The sequence below is a fragment of the Desulfonatronum sp. SC1 genome (genome assembly GCF_003046795.1).
GTDB lineage: Bacteria > Desulfobacterota > Desulfovibrionia > Desulfovibrionales > Desulfonatronaceae > Desulfonatronum.
Map to the genome: position 1 here is coordinate 1 of NZ_PZKN01000007.1, position 16,722 is coordinate 16,722.

General features: G+C 59.5%; 16 protein-coding genes. 11 read left to right on the forward strand and 5 right to left on the reverse strand.

Annotated features, from left to right (window positions below):
* Nucleotides 1-443: 443 nt before the first annotated feature.
* From C6366_RS05190 to C6366_RS05210, 5 genes are all read right to left on the reverse strand, one after another.
* A complete protein-coding gene (locus C6366_RS05190; protein WP_158269659.1) occupies nt 444-2,564 on the reverse strand; it encodes a PAS domain S-box protein in 2,121 nt (706 codons plus the stop codon).
* 228 nt (nt 2,565-2,792) lie between these two features.
* Nucleotides 2,793-5,177, reverse strand: coding sequence for a cysteine synthase (locus tag C6366_RS05195; RefSeq protein ID WP_107736291.1), 2,385 nt, complete (start codon nt 5,175-5,177; stop codon nt 2,793-2,795).
* 48 nt (nt 5,178-5,225) lie between these two features.
* Nucleotides 5,226-5,468 carry a hypothetical protein gene (locus tag C6366_RS05200; protein WP_028572754.1) on the reverse strand — a complete coding sequence of 81 codons (243 nt, stop codon included), beginning with the start codon at nt 5,466-5,468 and terminating at the stop codon, nt 5,226-5,228.
* Nucleotides 5,465-5,908, reverse strand: coding sequence for a ribosome silencing factor (gene rsfS, locus C6366_RS05205; RefSeq protein WP_107736292.1), 444 nt, complete (start codon nt 5,906-5,908; stop codon nt 5,465-5,467). Before rsfS ends, C6366_RS05200 begins: the two co-directional genes overlap by 4 nt.
* A 171-nt stretch (nt 5,909-6,079) precedes the next feature.
* The gene (locus tag C6366_RS05210) at nt 6,080-6,286 is read right to left on the reverse strand and encodes a twin-arginine translocase TatA/TatE family subunit (protein ID WP_028572756.1); all 207 of its coding nucleotides are present in this window, start codon (nt 6,284-6,286) and stop codon (nt 6,080-6,082) included.
* Between the two features lie 206 nt (nt 6,287-6,492).
* Here C6366_RS05210 and C6366_RS05215 point away from each other — a divergent pair, with 206 nt between their 5' ends.
* The 11 genes from C6366_RS05215 to C6366_RS05265 all read left to right on the forward strand — a co-directional run bounded on the left by C6366_RS05215 (nt 6,493) and on the right by C6366_RS05265 (nt 16,696).
* Nucleotides 6,493-6,900, forward strand: coding sequence for a hypothetical protein (locus C6366_RS05215; protein ID WP_146164781.1), 408 nt, complete (start codon nt 6,493-6,495; stop codon nt 6,898-6,900).
* Between the two features lie 2 nt (nt 6,901-6,902).
* On the forward strand, nt 6,903-7,874 hold the full coding sequence (locus C6366_RS05220; RefSeq protein ID WP_107736294.1) for a hypothetical protein: 972 nt from the start codon (nt 6,903-6,905) through the stop codon (nt 7,872-7,874).
* A complete protein-coding gene (locus tag C6366_RS05225; protein WP_107736295.1) occupies nt 7,871-8,521 on the forward strand; it encodes an HAD family hydrolase in 651 nt (216 codons plus the stop codon). Before C6366_RS05220 ends, C6366_RS05225 begins: the two co-directional genes overlap by 4 nt.
* Before the next feature lie 36 nt (nt 8,522-8,557).
* On the forward strand, nt 8,558-8,857 hold the full coding sequence (locus C6366_RS05230; RefSeq protein ID WP_107736296.1) for a YggT family protein: 300 nt from the start codon (nt 8,558-8,560) through the stop codon (nt 8,855-8,857).
* 5 nt (nt 8,858-8,862) lie between these two features.
* Nucleotides 8,863-9,171, forward strand: coding sequence for a DUF167 domain-containing protein (locus C6366_RS05235; RefSeq protein WP_107736297.1), 309 nt, complete (start codon nt 8,863-8,865; stop codon nt 9,169-9,171).
* Nucleotides 9,172-9,203: 32 nt separating this feature from the next.
* On the forward strand, nt 9,204-9,434 hold the full coding sequence (locus tag C6366_RS05240) for a DUF465 domain-containing protein (protein ID WP_028572763.1): 231 nt from the start codon (nt 9,204-9,206) through the stop codon (nt 9,432-9,434).
* A 2-nt stretch (nt 9,435-9,436) separates the two neighbouring features.
* Nucleotides 9,437-11,131: a biosynthetic-type acetolactate synthase large subunit gene (gene ilvB, locus C6366_RS05245; RefSeq protein ID WP_107736298.1), complete on the forward strand. Its 1,695-nt coding sequence runs from the start codon at nt 9,437-9,439 to the stop codon at nt 11,129-11,131.
* 12 nt (nt 11,132-11,143) lie between these two features.
* Entirely contained in the window at nt 11,144-11,629 is a 486-nt protein-coding gene (gene ilvN / locus C6366_RS05250) for an acetolactate synthase small subunit (RefSeq protein WP_028572765.1), read from the forward strand.
* Between the two features lie 295 nt (nt 11,630-11,924).
* On the forward strand, nt 11,925-12,914 hold the full coding sequence (gene ilvC / locus C6366_RS05255) for a ketol-acid reductoisomerase (protein ID WP_107736299.1): 990 nt from the start codon (nt 11,925-11,927) through the stop codon (nt 12,912-12,914).
* A gap of 108 nt (nt 12,915-13,022) precedes the next feature.
* Nucleotides 13,023-14,420 carry a sigma-54 dependent transcriptional regulator gene (locus C6366_RS05260; RefSeq protein WP_107736300.1) on the forward strand — a complete coding sequence of 466 codons (1,398 nt, stop codon included), beginning with the start codon at nt 13,023-13,025 and terminating at the stop codon, nt 14,418-14,420.
* 5 nt (nt 14,421-14,425) lie between these two features.
* Nucleotides 14,426-16,696, forward strand: a complete 2,271-nt coding sequence (locus tag C6366_RS05265) for a GspE/PulE family protein (protein WP_107736399.1) — start codon at nt 14,426-14,428, stop codon at nt 16,694-16,696.
* Nucleotides 16,697-16,722 lie beyond the last annotated feature (26 nt).

Here is a 16,722-nt window from a genome sequence, read left to right on the forward strand (position 1 = left end):
TTTTAAGCGTGAACATCTTTGAACGAAATCCATTATTACAGATAGTTGGAAATTACAGCTACGAAAACGAAGTTCGGTCAAACACTAACCAGTTGAGTTTCTTTGATTAAACGTTGGGACACTAGTGAAAAGTTGTAGGAAAAAATAATCTGTCTTTCTGAGGGTAATGCGCTAAATTGTGAGGCCAAGTATGCGTATTGTAAAAGTTTTATGCACCGGCAATCTCATCCATCATTTATCGGCAAGGCCGGTGGTTTGCAATATGTTAACCGCTCAAAACGGTTGAAAAGATGGAACCGCCTATAGACGGCGTTAACAATGTAGAGATCGTAATGTGCCCAATTGTGTGATTGATCTACAGAAGGTGTGTTCACAAAAGAATCCGGGATAGGTCGAATACGATGAAAATCCCTGTACTGAAAAACGAGCAAATCCGTACCCCCTCAACCAATCCCGACTGAATCACTCAACTTCCCCCCCAAAAAACATCCATCATCCCTCTCCAACCCCGCACCCTTCTCAAACCGCTCCAATCTCTCCCGCAGCGAATCAAGTATGGCTTTTATCTCCGGAGAGGCCTGGGGCAGGGTTTGGGCCTGGGTGATGGTTTGGCGGCAGTGGTGCAGCAGGGAAGTAAGTTCGGTGTTGGAGTCGCGGATGATGTCCTCGCGCAGCTTGGGCACGGTGACGTCGTGGATGAAACCTTCGTAGCCCTGGACCTGTCCGTCTTCCGAGCGGAGAAAGGTGGTCATTTCCTCCACCCAGACCATCCTGCCGGACTTGGTTCGGACCCGATAGGGCGACAATTTTGTTGATCTTAAGTTTGGATCAAGGCTGTACACGTCCACTTCGTTTTTCACGAAGCTCTTGTCTTTCGGATGGATCAATTCGGCATAGGTCAGGTTGCCGGACAGGAAGTCAACCTTATTCCACCCGAGCAGGGTTTCGACGTTCTCTGAGACGTATTCCACGCTCCATTGGGCGTCGTTCCTCCAGACAAAGGCCACCACCGGGCTATGGGCCACGACTTCCTGGAGGCAGCTCATTTCGCGTTCTCTCGATTTGTCGGCCGTGATGTCCGTGATGGTGGCCAGGGAACCGAAGTATTCGTCTTGATTATACAGGGGGCAGGCGGAAACCCGGACCCAGATCGTCCGCCCTGTGCGGTGGGTCTGGCGGATCTCGTAGCGGCTGCACAACCCTTGCCGACGTTGCTCCAGGTGTTCCAGCACGGCGGGAATGTCCTCGGGATGGATGAAGTCGATCAGGGGGCGGCCTTCCAGGTCTTCTTTCTTGTAGCCGAGCATGGCTGCGGCCTTGGGGTTGACGTAGGTGATCACACCTTGGTCGTCCACGATGCGGATGCCTTCGTTGGCCAGCTCGACAATAGTTCGGTACTGGGCTTCGGTGAACTCCAGGCGGCTTTTGAGGAAGTGCTGTTCCGTGACGTCGTGCAAGGTGATGATCAGGCCGGAAATGCCTGATTCGTCCCGGTATGGGATGCAGTTTGCCAGGAGCTGCCGCTGGCCTGCTCCGGGGACATCCTTCCAGCACAGCGTGCTGACGTATTCCCCGGCCAAGGCTCTTTCCATGCACGGATGAACGTCGCGAGCAAAGATGTCCTGCGCATGAATGTCCACGGTGGAGCGGCCCAGGAGCTGGTCTTCTCGGGTGCCGTGCAGCTTCAGGTAGGCCTCGTTGGCGATGCGGTAGACGTAGTCGTTGTCCACAAAAGCCTGGGCGTCGCTGGAGGCGGATATGGTCCGCTGGAAGCGGTGCAACTCGCGCTCCAGCCTGATCCTGTTCGAGCTTTCAACCTGGGCCTGCTGCCTGGTTCGCGCCAGCTCATCTGATTTTTGGCTGAGACGGAGTTCCAGTTCTTCGTGCATTCGGATCAGGCATTGTTCCAGGAGCAGCATGTCCGTGACATCCAGCATGGTCAGCTCGAGCTGTTCCTGGCCATCCGCGAAAGCGGCCAGAGGCTCCGCGTGAAGCAGCGCCCAGCGGATATCCACGGCTTGTGACCAGGCCGCGTCCAGTGGCATGTTTCGCCTAGTGCTGCGCATGAATGGAAAAAGGATATCCCTGGGAGGTGGGCCACGAAGGGCCGAATTCAAAAACCGCAGCAGCTCCGGACGCTGGTCCGGCTGAACATGGCTGAGCAGGCGCTTGGTGGTGGGAGCAACGGGGGTGGTATACCCGAGTAGGCGAAAGATGGACGTGGACCAGCGATGGGCCTGGGTGAGGCTTGTGATCTTCAGGTTGCCGATGAACTGGAGCGTGATCGGAAGGGTTTGGAGGCGAGCTTCGTCTTGCGGTGGCTGAAATGACGGTTTTGCGGCTGGGGCTGCCAGAGACCGGGGAAAGAAGAACAGGTGAAAGGGCTCCGTGTGCAGGGCATGGGAAATTTTTTCGATGCTTTGAAATGAGGGAGAGACCTGACCCAGCTCAATGCGGCTGAGGTACTGCTCGCAGATTTCCGCGGCCTGAGCCAGCTCCCTTTGTTTGAGCAGGTTGATCCTGCGCAGATATTTGATCCGCTCTCCGAAGAGCTGGGCGAGCATCCGGCACTCCTTATGTATCTGATGAGCCATACATACAGGATTGCCGGAATAAGGGAACAACCTCAGAGGTTGAATTTATGACGTTTTCGTTTAACCTGCTGGCATGTTGTGTAATACTTCGTTCGGTGTGCCGATTGTGGATCAGAATATGCCTTGGAGCGCATAAAATACCACTACGGCGGACCGGCCCGTGGTTGCCTGGGCTATCACGCAAGAACGATCTGGCGATCAGCAGGAGAAGATCAGCGTCCGATCGGAGGTGTCCTGAATGCGGAAGTCGGCGGCTTCGATTTCTTGGCGCAGGGCGTCGGCTGTGGCGAAGTCCTTGTCGCGTCGGGCGGTTTCGCGTCGGGCGCAGAGGTCTCGGACGTGGTCCGGTAGGTCGGATGGGCGGAGGGGAACTTCGGTCCAATCCACTAGGCCCAGGACTGCGTCCAGGTACCGGAAGAGATCGACGCAGGCCGCGGCTTCCTGGGTGGAGAGGCGGTTCTGGTTGATCGTGGCGTTGATTTCCCTGGTGCATTGGAACAGGGCAGGCCAAAAGGCGGGCAGGTTGAGGTCGTTTTCCAGGCAGTCCGTGAGAGCCTGTTTGACGTTGAACAGGGACTGACCAATGTTTTGGCCGATATTCTGGCCGATGTTCGTCGCGGGCTTCTTCGGTTCGGTATCCGGGGCGAGAGTGTGCAGCCTTGCCAGGGTCTGCTGAATGCGTCTCCAGTTTTTGAGCCACATTTCCAGGCTTTCGGCGGAGCATTGCAACGCGCCATGGTAGGAGCCGGAGAGCAGCCAGAAGCGCAGGGCGAGCGGGGGGATGTCCGTGACCGGCAGGGACGACAGGGAACAAGAGGTCTCCGCATCGGCGCATGTGGCGGACTGGGCCGTGATCCAGGCCTGGGGCTGGGTGTTGCCCACAGCGCGCCAGATGGAGCAAAGGTTTTCCAGGTGTGGAAAGCGATGGTCGTCGTCTCCGAGGACCAGGGTCAGTTCCTGGGACTGGCCCTGGGACTGGCCGTGCATCACCACACCGGCCATTTGCAGGTACCAACTGGGACGGACGTTGCCCCACTCGGTCTGGAGGAAGAAGCCGTCCTTGAGATCCGCCAGGGAGGTGCGCTTGAGCAGGGTGAAGTCCCGGGGATTGTCCTTGACGTAGCCGTCCAGGTCCACGGTGGAGCCGGAGCGCAGTTTTTCCGGGTCTACCCCGAGTAGATCCCCGTAGTGCTTGTCCCGGCGCACGTCGAAGTACACCGAGCGCAGCTTCTCGTACCCGAGACCCTTGCTGAGCAGCTTGCGGCAGGCCTGGAGCAGTTCCGGGGCGCACTGGCCCGCGGAGACGAAACGGACCTGGGAGGACACGCCCAGCCGTGCGGCAAGCTCCCGAATCGTGGAAAGGGCTTGCTTTCCGGACACTTCCAGGCTCATGCCTCCGGCACGGGCCGCGGCCACGGCCCGGTCGTCCAGATCGGCCACGCCCACCAGCACTTCGGCCCGGGTACGGTTCCGGGGGTCTTTCTGATTGAGAAACCTGGCCGCCACGTCCAAGAGAACGATGCGACGCCATGCTCCGAATCCGGTGATGTCGTCCAGGCTGGGGCCGGGGGTGAACAGGCGCATGGCGGACTTGCCGGGCCGTAACGCCGTCAACTTGCGTCGGCGCAAATCCCGGACCTGAACGCCCTGCTCCTGGGGCGGGGCGAAAAGCGGGGTGCTCAGGTAGCGGATGCCGCCGTCCGGAAAGATGACCACCACCAGGGGGGGCGGGTCCGACGGATGCTTCACGATCTGCTGGTCCAGTTCGCGGGCCAGTTGGAGCGCTCCGCTGAGCGCGGCCCCGGAACTCATGCCCGCGAAAATTCCTTCCTGATTGGCCAGCTTGCGGCACAGGTCAAAGGCGGTCTCGTCTTCCACGTTCAGAATCCGGTCCGGAGCGTGCTTGTCGTAGATGCCCGGCGGATAGGATTCCTGCATGTTTTTCAGGCCCTGGATCTTGTGTCCGGCAAAGGGCTCCACGGCAACGACCGTGATATCCGGGTTGAGTTCCTTCAGCCGTTTCGTCAATCCCATCACGGTCCCAGACGTTCCCAGGGTGGCCACCACGTGGGTCGCCCGACCTTCTGTCTGGTCCCAGATTTCCTGGGCCGTGGTCCGGTAGTGGGCCGCGATGCTTGCCGGATTGTTGAACTGGTCCATGAGCACGTAGCGTTCCGGCTCCTCGCGGTGCAGCCGATAGGCTTCCTCGATGGCCCCGTCCGTGCTCAGATGGCCCGGTGTGAGGTGGATGGTCGCCCCGTAGGCCAGCATGATCCGTCTGCGCTCCTCCGAGGCGGACTCGGGCATGAGCAGCATCAGCTTGTATCCCTTGACCGCGCAGACCATGGCCAGGCCAATGCCGGTATTCCCGGAGGTGGCTTCGATGATCACCTTGTCCGGGGTCAGAAGCCCGGATGCTTCGGCCTGTTCGATCATGGCCAGGGCCACCCGGTCCTTGATGGAACCGCCGGGATTGAACTCTTCGATCTTGGCGGCGATCCGGACTCCGGGAAAGGGGTTCAGCTTGCGCAAGGCCACCAGCGGGGTCTTGCCGATGAGCGAGAGAACATGGTCGTGAATCATGGTGATCCGATGAGGCGATGGAGAGCGGTTCGGCGAATAGTGCGATTATCAGAGGTAGTCCTGGTCAATGGCGGCTTTGCCGTCCGCGTTGACCAGTTTCAGAAAGCGGGTCATCCGCTCGTCCACGGGAACGATGGGAAATTGATTCTTGCATACGTCGCATTGCGCCAGGGAGGCCTGGGTGGGGGAGGACAGGGGTAGTTCGCGTCCGCAAAACGGGCACGGATAGAGATAAATGATTTCCATGCGCGCTGGCTTGACCGGCAACAGGGCTTTTTGTCTGGCATTCATGGCTTGTCCGAGGGCGGTTCGGGGTTCGGGTCGTCGAGCAGGGAACGGGCCCGGGACCAGAGGCCGTCCAGGTTGTAGAATTCCCGACTTTCTTCCTGGAAGATATGCACCAGAACGTCGTTGCCGTCCACGAGAATCCATCGTCCTTCGGTGTAGCCTTCCATGCCCAGATAGCCGATGCCTTGCTCGGCATAGCGTTCCAGGAGCCAGTCAGCCAGGGCTTGGGCGTGTCGGGCGCTTTGCGCTGAACAGATGACCATCACGTCGGCCACGGCGGAAAACGGGGTGACGTCCAGGACGGAGATGTCCCGGGCCTTTTTTTCTTCCAGCCACCCGGCCACGGCCAGGGCTTGGCCTTGGGTTGCTTCGGTCAGGTCGCCGGGTATTTCGCGGGGTGTCGCGGCCAGGGTTTGTTCTTTTGTCGCGGGACGTGTTTTCATGGGTGCGGCTTTGGGGAATTTTTCGGTTTCGCGTGGTGTTGGGGAGGCGAGTCGGTTATCGAGGATTCGCGAAAAAAAACGGGCAATCCCCCGACTTCTGAGGAGGATTGCCCGGGAGTTTTGATTTCAGGGTGATCGGTCGGAGTCAATGGTAACTCTTGGGAGGAATTCTTAGGATTCTTTCGCGGTTTCCTTGGATTCCGTCGTCTCCTTTTGCTTCGCCGAGACCTCGATTTCCTCTGGCTCGGTGGTCGCCTTCTTGAAATTCTTGATGGCCCGGCCCATGCCGGAGCCGATTTCCGGGAGCTTATTGGCTCCAAAGATGATCAAGATGATCACCAGCACCACAATGAGTTCTGTCATGCCTATTCCAAACATGCGATTTCCTCCTTGAGAAACATGGATGATCCCTACTCCGCCTTGGCCGCGAGGTCAATGATTCCGACCGGGAAAATCATGCTTGGCCATCCGAGCGCGTTGTGGTAATTTGAACTCTTTCCTTGCAAAAATGCCAGCTCGCGCCCGACATGAGTCTGGCTTGGGCTTGGGCTTGGCTTGGCCTTTTGGCTTGTATTTGGTCCGTCATGTTGCCCGCATCCCCCAAGATTCTTCACTTTCCGGCTCGGTCGTGCCGCTTCTCCGTCCGGGACCGCTGCCTCAAGGCCTGGGCATGGCATCCCCTGGGTTCCGACCGTATGCAATGCCGGGTGGTTTCCATCTGGGAAGACGCCCATGACCGGGTCGTGGAGCAGGCCGACCATTTGGCCTTGTCCATGGCGGACGCTGACGGGTTGCTCGCGGAAGTCGTCGCCTGTCGGCTCCAACCGGGCCTGCTTTGTCACACGCACCGGCCGGCGGGGACGAACGCGGATTTGGATTGCATCTTTTTGCATGGACATTTATGTATGCGGGAGATGCCGCTTTGCACCGGTTCGTGTCCGAGTTACGCAACGCGTCCCGCCAGATCGTCCGAACAACCGGAGTCCGTTTGAACATGCCCCACATCCAAGAGGGTTCGCCCGAGCCTCTTGATCACGCCCCCGGCGTCGCCGCGCCGTCGACTCAATCCGATCAGCCTCACGAAACCAGTCAGCCGTTGATGCTCGCCGTTCCGTGGCTCCACCCTGAGATGGAGCCGGCTACGCTCCCGGCCGAGGCGCGTTTTTTCGACCCCGGCGTCGGCCCAGCGAGTCTCCCGGTGGGTACTCCGGGCGGCTGGCGCCCGGCCGGCGCACCGCTTTCCGAGGCCATGGCTTCGGCGTTTCTGCGCGAGTCCGCCGCGTTTGCCCGGGAGCATGGTGGAAGCCGGGGCGCACTGAACGTCAATGCCCTGGCCAGCAATGATTTTTATTCCGGATCGGCCCTTTCCATTCAATCCGAATTGACCGGAGGGGCGCGACGTCGAGACGACCCGGCGGTGCGGTGTCAGCAGCTTTTGCTGCTGGCTTGGCAGGTGGAAGAACAGACACTGGAGCTTCGGAGTTTGGGTCGGCATATTCAGGCCGGGTTACGGGATTTGGACGCGGTGTTGGGTGTGGACGACACGGACGAGATCAAGGTTCTTTCCGGAGAGCGCTTCTCGTTGGTTCCCGAGGACCGGGAGTCGATCCTGCCCTGGCGGTTGGTGCTGGAGGCCATGCTCTTTTTTGTTCCGCAAGGGACGCTGCTGACGACGTCGCACCAGGAGATCATCGAAACTCTGGCCAACGAGCCGGATTGCTCCCTCGCCGATTTTCCCGGAAACGAGTCGGGCGATCTCGAAGGTTTGCTCTCCAGCGTTCAGGCCGAGGTGGCCAGGACCGTTCACGCACCCGGCTGGAGGCTGGTCGGTGCGACGCGCTGTCCGACGGATAAACCATGGCTGGAGCGGGAACACTTTTTGATCTGTCTTGGCCCTGATGTTTCCGGAACCCAAGAACGTTCAGGGGCAAGCCCAAGAGTAAACCCAGGAGCAAATCCGAAATGAGGATCGGTCCAAGCCAAGTTGTCGACCCTCGGCTCAAGGGCATCGTCCTGGATTGCGACGGCGTGATCCTGGATTCCTTCCAGGCCAATACGGTGTTCTACAACTCGTTGCGGCGCGGGGTGGGGCTTCCGGCCATGAATCTCGAGGAAGCGACGTTCGTGCATAGCCATTCGGTTCACGAGTCCCTGCGTCGGATCATTCCCGCCGACCGCTGGAACGAACTGGAAGCCGTCAAAAAGAAGATCCGGTACACGGACCTGATGCCCTATCTCCAGTTGGAGCCGGGTCTGGAGCGGTTCCTGCGGACGGCCCGCTCCAAGGGGTTGCGCTTGGCCATCTGCACCAACCGGACCGACACCATGGGGGCGATTTTGGATCATTATCACCTGGCCGGCTTCTTTCATCCCGTGGAGACGGCGGCAACGGTGACGTTCCCCAAGCCGCACCCGGAGGGATTGAACAAGATTCTCGGCAAGTGGGGGCTGCGTCGCTCGGAAATCGCCTTCATCGGCGACTCCGCGGTGGACGAACAGACCGCGGCTTCGGCCAGTGTCCGCTTTTGGGCCTACAAGAACGAACGGTTGCGTGGCGACATCCTGATTCCGAACTTCGACATGCTCAGCCGGTGGCTCCACAAACGCGGCTGAGCCAACCGAAACAAGCCAGAACCTCAAGGAGGTCGAATGGGTCTCACGGCCAACTTTATTTTCGCGGTGGCGTTCGTCCTGAACTCGGTCCTGACCGTCTATTTCTGGATCGTGATCATTTCCGCCCTGATGTCCTGGATCAACCCCGATCCATACAATCCAATCGTCCGCGCTCTGCGCTCGCTCACCGAGCCGGTCTTTCAAAAGATCAGGAGCGTGATACCGTTCGTCATGGTCGGCGGTCTGGACCTCTCACCCATCGCTGTGCTGTTGGGGATCAAGTTCTTGCAAATTTTCCTGGTACAGTCCCTGTATCAGTTCGCCGCTGGATTCTAGCCGTCGTGACCAAGGCCGTGGAAAGGATTCTTCGCGGCGACGGACAGGGGTGGTTACTGCCCGTATGGGTTCAGCCCGGAGCCAAACGGGATCAGGTGTCCGGGATCGTCGACGGGCGGCTGAAGCTGCGGATCGCCGCTCCGGCGGTGGACAACAAGGCTAATACGGCCCTGACCGCGTATGTTGCCGGACAGTTGGGGCTGCGTCGGAATCAGGTGGCGTTGGTCGCCGGGACCATCGGCAGGAAAAAAACGTTGCGCATTGTCGCGGAACAGGAACCCGACTGGGAGCGCTTGGCTCCCGCGGGCATGTAGCAACATGTACGAACAACCAAGGAGTAATGCCCATGGAACAGCATGAAATGGAACTCATTACCCGACTGGTGCCGGAAAACCCGGAGCTCGCCGAACTGTGGAACGATCACCAAGAATATGAGAAGCAGCTGGCCAGGTTTGAGGGCAAGCCCTACCTTTCACCGTCGGAGGATGCCGAACTGAAGCTTTTAAAGAAGACGAAATTGGCCGGCAAGACAAAAATCCAGGTCATCCTGGACAAGCATCGAAAATCGGAGGCGTAATCATGGAACGGACGGGGGCGCAAATCCTTCTGGAGTGTCTGCTCCAGGAGGGTGTGGAGTCGATCTTCGGGTTTCCAGGTGGCGCGGTCATCGATATCTACCACCACCTACCGGACTACCCAGCGTTGCGGCATTTTTTGGTCCGCCACGAACAGGGGGCCATTCATGCCGCGGACGGGTACGCCAGGGCCACGGGTCGGGTCGGGGTCTGCCTGGTCACCAGTGGTCCGGGCGCGACCAACACGGTCACCGGCATCGCCACCGCCTACATGGACTCCATCCCCGTCGTGATCATCACCGGCCAGGTCCCCACGCCCTTGATCGGCAACGACGCCTTTCAGGAGGTGGACATCGTCGGCATCTCAAGACCGTGCGTGAAGCACAACTATCTGGTCAAGGATGTGAAGGACCTGGCCTGGATCATCAAGCAGGCTTTCTATTTGGCCCGCACCGGGAGGCCCGGACCGGTGCTGGTGGATCTGCCCAAGGACGTGCTCCAGGCCAAGACCGTTTTCGAATATCCTGAATCCATATCCATGCGCAGCTATAATCCCAACCTCGCGCCCAACCGCCGTCAGGTGCGCAAGGTCACGGAACTGCTGCGGCGAAGCAGACGGCCTCTGGTTTATTCCGGGGGGGGGGTGATTTCCTCGGACGCCGCTGAGGAATTGACGTGGCTGTGCCGGACCCTGCGCATCCCGGTGACCTCCACGTTGATGGGCTTGGGCGCGTTTCCCGGTGACGATCCGCTCTGGCTGGGCATGCTGGGTATGCACGGGACCTACGCCGCGAACATGGCCGTGGGGCACACGGACTTGCTTCTGGCCGTGGGGGCGCGCTTCGACGACCGGGTGACCGGAAAAATCAGTTCCTTCGCCCCGTCGGCCCAAGTGGTGCATATCGACGTGGACCCTACCTCGATTCGTAAGAACGTCAACGTGGACGTGCCCATCGTGGCCGACTGTCGTCAAGCCCTGCGTGGGATTCGCGAGGAACTGGAAATCTGCTCGGATCTGCCCGACTGGAGCGAGGCGCACCAGTCCTGGCTGGAGCAGGTCAGCGAATGGCAACGTGACCACCCCCTACGGTATACGTTCAGCGAAGAACCGATCAAGCCGCAATTCGTGGTGGAAAAGATATACGAACTGACCAAGGGCGAGGCGATCATCACCACGGAAGTGGGACAGAACCAGATGTGGGCGGCCCAATTTTCCAAGTTCCACCGTCCTCGAACCTTTCTGACCTCCGGCGGATTGGGGACCATGGGCTACGGCTTTCCCGCGGCCATCGGTGCTCAGGTGGCCTTTCCGGACAAGCTGGTGATCGACATCGCTGGCGACGGGTCCATTCAGATGAACATCCAGGAAATGGCCACCGCGGTGAGCTACAACATCCCGGTGAAGATCGTGATTTTGAACAACGGCTACCTGGGGATGGTCCGGCAGTGGCAGGAGCTGTTCTACGCCAAGAACTACTGCGCCACCTGCATGCATCTCAATCCGGACTTCGTGAAACTGGCCGAGGCCTACGGCGCGGCCGGGTTCCGAGTGACCAAGGCCGCGGATGTGGAACGGGTGCTCAAAGAAGCCTTCGCGGTCCCCGGACCGGCCATCGTGGACGTGGTCGTGGAACCCGAGGAAAACGTTTATCCCATGGTTCCGGCCGGCGCCGCGCTGACCGACATGCTGCTGGTGTAAAGGAGGTCCTCCATGCGTCATGTGCTGTCCGTACTTGTGGAAAATGAACCCGGAGTGCTGTCACGGGTGGTCGGTCTGTTCAGCGGCCGCGGCTTCAATATCGAAACGCTGAATGTCGGTCCGACGTTGGAGGACGGTCTTTCCCTGATGACCATCACCACCTCCGGCGAAGAACAGATCATTGAGCAGATCACCAAGCAGCTGCGCAAGCTGGTGACCGTGGTCAAGGTCGTGGATTTGACCCACTTGCAGTCCGTGGAACGGGAAATGGTGCTGATTAAGGTCAACGCCGAGGACGAACGCCGGGCCGAGGTGTTGCGGATCGCGGACATCTTCCGCTGCAAGGTTGTTGACGTCAGCGGCAATGACCTGACCCTGGAAATCACCGGTGATCAGGGCAAAATCAGAGCCATCGTCAGTCTGTTGCAGCGATTCGGCATCAAGGAGTTTGCCCGCACCGGCACCGTGGCCATGCGCCGCAGCATGCAGGTGGACTGATTTTCTTTAATAATTGTTTCTACTCAGTAGAATCGGATAAGAAGACCTGAATATCGGCTTTCGTCGGCATGACTGACTTTGAAACAGCATGGCACGGTTAGTCATTCCGGCGAAAGTCGGAATCCAGTGCATTTGTATGACCACACGCCGTATGTGCTGAGTTGCTATAAATATTTTTCGGCAAGATACCATTGAGAATCGGCTCAGATCATTCGCGAATTCGAGACCGTCGCTTCGGGGATCGTCTTGTTGTCGCGGGACACAGGTACGAATTATGAACAGGAAAGGAGAAGGAATGCGCGTATATTACGAACAGGACGCCCCATTGGAACCGTTGGTCGACAAAACCGTGGCCATTATCGGATATGGCAGCCAGGGCCATGCCCATGCCCAGAATTTGCGGGATTCCGGCTGCAAAGTGGTCATTGGGCAGCGGTCCGGCGGAGAGAACTGGAGCTTGGCCAAGGAGCACGGCTTCGAGCCCATGAGCGCCGCGGACGCGGCCAAGACCGCCGACGTGATTCAGATTCTGGTCCAGGACCAGTATCAGCCCAAGGTCTACCAGGAGGAAGTTCTGCCGAACCTCACGGCCGGCAAGACCCTGGTTTTCGCCCACGGGTTCAATATCCACTTCAACCAGATCCTGCCTCCTAAGGATGTGGACGTGGTCATGGTCGCTCCCAAGGGGCCGGGACACTTGGTGCGCCGGGAGTATGAGCGTGGCGGCGGCGTGCCGGCCCTGGTGGCCGTGCATCAGGACGCCACCGGCCAGGCCCTGGCCACGGCTTTGGCTTACGCCCGGGGCATCGGATCGACTCGTTCCGGGGTCTTGCAGACCACCTTCCAGGAAGAAACCGAGACCGACCTTTTCGGGGAACAGGCCGTGCTTTGTGGCGGGGTGAGCGCCCTGATCCGGGCTGGCTACGAAACATTGACTGAGGCTGGGTATCAGCCCGAAGTGGCCTATTTTGAATGCATGCACGAGCTGAAGCTGATCGTGGACTTGTTGTACGAGGGCGGATTCAAGAAGATGCACCATTCCATCAGCGACACCGCTGAATACGGCGACCTGACCCGCGGTCCGCGTTTGGTGGACGGACGGGTCAAGCAGGAAATGAAGCGGGTTTTGGAGGAGATTCAGCAAGGCCAATTCGCCAGGGAATGGATACTGGAAAACCAAGCCGGTCGTCCCGCCTTCTACGCGCTGCGTCGCCAGGTGGAGGAGCATCCCATCGAGGAAGTCGGCGAGCGATTGCGGGGCATGATGGCCTGGCTGCAAAAATAGCCCGTTGCGCACAGCGTAAACGGCTTCCGCCGTTATCCATCCATCCGTCCCGCCTTCGCCCTGGTTCGAAGGCGGGACTTTTTTTTCACGCCCTGCCGGTATCAGCCCATGCCCCACGCCTCTCTCTATTCCCAAACGTTCCCCTCCAAGCCTGTTGTCCTGGTCATCGACGATGAACCCGGCCACCGACTGATGATCCGCGCTGTACTGGAGGACGTTGGCTGGATCGTGCTGGAGGCCGCCGACGGCCAGGAAGGCCTGGAGGCCTGTCGCGGGAAGGCACTCTTGGACGCGGTTCTTCTGGACATCCGCCTGCCGGACCGGGACGGCATCACGATCCTTCAGGAGATCAAGTCCCTCCATCCGCGATTGCCCGTGATCATGCTTACGGCCTTCGGCAGCGTCGGTTCCGCAGTGGAGGCCATGAAGCTGGGAGCCTTCGACTACCTGACCAAGCCCGCGGACAACGAAGAACTGAAGGCCGTTCTGCTGAAAGCCCGTGATTATTTGGGGCTGGTCCGGGAGAATCAGGACTTGCGCCGGGCTTTGGGGGAGGAGGATGGGAGCCCCAGGCTGGTGGGCCAGAGCCCGGGCATTCGGCGGGTCGTGGAGCTGATCCATCAGGTCGGGCCCACCGAGGCCACGGTCCTGGTTCTGGGTGAATCCGGCACCGGCAAGGAGCTGGTGGTCAAGGCGATCCATTCGTCCAGCCTGCGCCATGCCGGCCCCTTGGTGGAAATCAATTGCGCGGCCTTGCCCGGCGAACTCCTGGAGAGCGAACTGTTCGGCTACGTCAAGGGCGCTTTCACCGGGGCGGTGAGCAACAAACCGGGTCGGTTTCAACTGGCCGAAAAGGGGACGCTGTTCCTGGACGAAGTGGGAGACATGCCCCTGCTCCTTCAGGCAAAATTGCTGCGAGCGCTCCAAGAGCGCACCGTGGAGCCGTTGGGCGGGACCCAGACCGTCCAGGTTGACGTGCGCATCATTGCCGCGACGCACCAGGATCTGCCCAAACTGGTGTCCTCCGGTGCGTTCCGCGAGGATTTATACTTCCGGTTGAACGTCCTGGAGATCAAGCTGCCCCCGCTTCGAGAACGGCTTGATGACCTGCCTCTGCTGACGCGCCATCTGTTGCATAAATTGTCTCTGAAAAACCACAAACCATTTCGGGGTGTTGGCTCCGGATTTCTGGAGACCCTCACGGCCTACCGCTGGCCCGGAAACGTCCGCGAACTGGAAAACGTTCTGGAACGGGCCCTGATCCTGGCCCGCTCCGACATGTTGACGCCGGATTTGCTGCCGGATCATTTCCGGGAGATTGGCTCTGAGCAGAATCGGTCGGAGAAAGTCGCCGACGAGCCCTCCTTCGACACCGCTGAGCGTCAGGTTTTGGTGGGCGCCCTGGAAGCGCACGGCGGCCACCGGGGCAAGACGGCCCAAGCTCTGGGCGTCAGCCGCAGAACGTTGCAATACAAGCTGCACAAACATGGACTGACGTCACGGTGACCGAAATGGACAGCCCCTCCTCCCCCGCGACCTCGCGACCGACTCCGGCCTGCGATGCTCAGGCATTGTTCAACTCGGTTGTGGAACGGATCTACTTGGCGGACCGCTTTCATGATCTACTGCCGGACATCGAAGGCTCTCTGCTCCAACTCCTGCGTGCTGAACGTTTGACTGTCTATCAGCGTCTGCGCGCCGAGCAGGTGATCGTCTCCAAGTTCAAGAGCGGAGATGAGATCAAGGAGATTCGCGTCCCGCTCTCCCCAACTTCCATTGCCGGATACGTGGCGTTGAACCAAGTTCCTTTGCTGATACGGGACGTTTATGATGCCGATGAGCTGCAACGGATTCATCCCGCCTTGCGCTTCAACATGGCCTTTGATCAGCGGACCGGTTTCCGGAGCCGGACCATGGTGGTGGTTCCCATCACCCATAAATGCGTCGGACTGGGTGTGGTGCAGCTGTTGAATTGCACGGCCGGAACGTCGTTCAGCGAAGTCGATCTGCGTAACGCCTCGAAGCTGGCGACAATTTTGGGGCAAAAATTTTCCTCGGAGTTTCAGGGGACCAACGGCCCCTTCGAGTATCTTGTCCTGAATGGCCGTATATCCAAGGAACGGCTTGACCAGTTGCTACTCCGCGCCGAAGAAGAAGGCGCAGACCTCTGCGCTATGCTGGTCGGCGAGGCCGGACTGCGGCCTGACGAAGTGGGGCACTCCCTGGAACGGTTTTACCAGGTCCCCTTCCATGCCCATGATCCGAACCTGACCCCGGCCCTGGATCTGGTGCGACACGTTCCCGTGGACTATCTGCGCAATCAGAACTGGATCCCCCTGTCCGGGGACGCGGACGAGGTCTTGATTCTGATCGACAACCCGTCGGACATGCAACGGATTACGGAAATCCAAAAGATTGTCCGGTCCGAGAGGTATGTCTTCCGGATTGGGCTGCCCGGAGACATTCACCGCTATCTTGGACATGAGCTCCAGGATAAGGACGAGGCGGACATTTCGGATCTCGTCGTTCGACTGGAGGAGGAGGGGGGAGCCTGTGAACTGGCCGAACTGGCAGACGACGGCCTGAGCGAAAATACGGCCACGGTGATTCAGTTGGTCAACAAACTGATTCTGGAGGCCTATCGCCAGAACGCCTCGGACATCCATGTCGAGCCGGAAAAGGACGCCGCTCCGGCCATGGTCCGTTTTCGGGTGGACGGTTTGTGCCGCCCCGCTCTCCGGATACCGGCCAGCCATATCCGGGCGGTCATCGCCCGGATCAAGGTCATGTCCGGGCTGGACATCTCCGAACGTCGCAAGCCTCAGGACGGAAAATGTATGGTCCGCCTGGCCCGGACACCACTGGAGCTGCGTGTGGTGACCATGCCTACGGTGAACGGGGAAAGCGCCGTATTGCGGCTCTTGGCCGCGAGCCAGGCCTTGCCCCTGGGGAGACTGGCCTTGTCTCCATGGAACATGGATCGGACCTTCGAGCTGATTTCACGGCCTCACGGCATCTTTCTGGTTGTTGGCCCGACCGGCTCGGGGAAGACTACGACCCTGCACGCGGTTCTTGGGCATATCAACAAACCCGACCGGAAGATTTGGACCGCCGAAGATCCGGTGGAGATCACCCAGCCAGGGCTGCAACAACTTCAGGTCCAGCCCAAGATCGGCGTGACCTTTGCTTCGGCGCTGCGCTCATTTCTGCGAGCCGACCCAGACGTCATCATGATCGGCGAAATGCGGGACGCGGAAACGGCCCAGGCCGGCGTGGAGGCGTCGCTCACTGGCCACTTGGTCTTCTCGACCCTGCACACCAATTCGGCCCCCGAAACCCTGGTCCGACTGCTGGATTTGGACATCGATCCCATCAGTTTTTCCGACGCTCTGTTGGGGGTTCTCGCTCAACGATTGCTGCGCACGCTCTGCGAAAAATGCAAGATCCCCTACACACCGTCTTCCGAGGAGGTGGAGGCGATGGTGCATCACTACGGCGAGGAGTATGCCGAAGAGTTGGGCTTTACCGACGACCCGCCAACCTTGCACCAGGCGGCGGGCTGCTCCGTGTGCGGAAATTCCGGTTACAAAGGACGCATAGGAATCCATGAGCTTCTAGTGGGCACTCCGGAAATCCGCGCTTTGCTGGCAGGCAAAGCCGGAGCGGCGGAGCTGCGCCGACTGGCCATGGCTCAGGGCATGCGCTCCCTGATGCAGGACGGGATTCAAAAGGTTTTGCGGGGCTGGAGCGACTTTGATCAGGTTAGGCGGATCGCGGTGTAATCAAAGCTCGCCAGGTTCGAGGCCAG

What these genes read in the sequence shown, in the direction of transcription:
- C6366_RS05190 (WP_158269659.1), bottom strand. Translation starts at nt 2,564, where the DNA reads ATGCTCGCCCAGCTCTTCGGAGAGCGGATCAAATATCTGCGCAGGATC.
- C6366_RS05195 (WP_107736291.1), bottom strand. Translation starts at nt 5,177, where the DNA reads ATGATTCACGACCATGTTCTCTCGCTCATCGGCAAGACCCCGCTGGTG.
- C6366_RS05200 (WP_028572754.1), bottom strand. Translation starts at nt 5,468, where the DNA reads ATGAATGCCAGACAAAAAGCCCTGTTGCCGGTCAAGCCAGCGCGCATG.
- rsfS (WP_107736292.1), bottom strand. Translation starts at nt 5,908, where the DNA reads ATGAAAACACGTCCCGCGACAAAAGAACAAACCCTGGCCGCGACACCC.
- C6366_RS05210 (WP_028572756.1), bottom strand. Translation starts at nt 6,286, where the DNA reads ATGTTTGGAATAGGCATGACAGAACTCATTGTGGTGCTGGTGATCATC.
- C6366_RS05215 (WP_146164781.1), top strand. Translation starts at nt 6,493, where the DNA reads ATGTTGCCCGCATCCCCCAAGATTCTTCACTTTCCGGCTCGGTCGTGC.
- C6366_RS05220 (WP_107736294.1), top strand. Translation starts at nt 6,903, where the DNA reads ATGCCCCACATCCAAGAGGGTTCGCCCGAGCCTCTTGATCACGCCCCC.
- C6366_RS05225 (WP_107736295.1), top strand. Translation starts at nt 7,871, where the DNA reads ATGAGGATCGGTCCAAGCCAAGTTGTCGACCCTCGGCTCAAGGGCATC.
- C6366_RS05230 (WP_107736296.1), top strand. Translation starts at nt 8,558, where the DNA reads ATGGGTCTCACGGCCAACTTTATTTTCGCGGTGGCGTTCGTCCTGAAC.
- C6366_RS05240 (WP_028572763.1), top strand. Translation starts at nt 9,204, where the DNA reads ATGGAACAGCATGAAATGGAACTCATTACCCGACTGGTGCCGGAAAAC.
- ilvB (WP_107736298.1), top strand. Translation starts at nt 9,437, where the DNA reads ATGGAACGGACGGGGGCGCAAATCCTTCTGGAGTGTCTGCTCCAGGAG.
- ilvN (WP_028572765.1), top strand. Translation starts at nt 11,144, where the DNA reads ATGCGTCATGTGCTGTCCGTACTTGTGGAAAATGAACCCGGAGTGCTG.
- ilvC (WP_107736299.1), top strand. Translation starts at nt 11,925, where the DNA reads ATGCGCGTATATTACGAACAGGACGCCCCATTGGAACCGTTGGTCGAC.
- C6366_RS05260 (WP_107736300.1), top strand. Translation starts at nt 13,023, where the DNA reads ATGCCCCACGCCTCTCTCTATTCCCAAACGTTCCCCTCCAAGCCTGTT.
- C6366_RS05265 (WP_107736399.1), top strand. Translation starts at nt 14,426, where the DNA reads ATGGACAGCCCCTCCTCCCCCGCGACCTCGCGACCGACTCCGGCCTGC.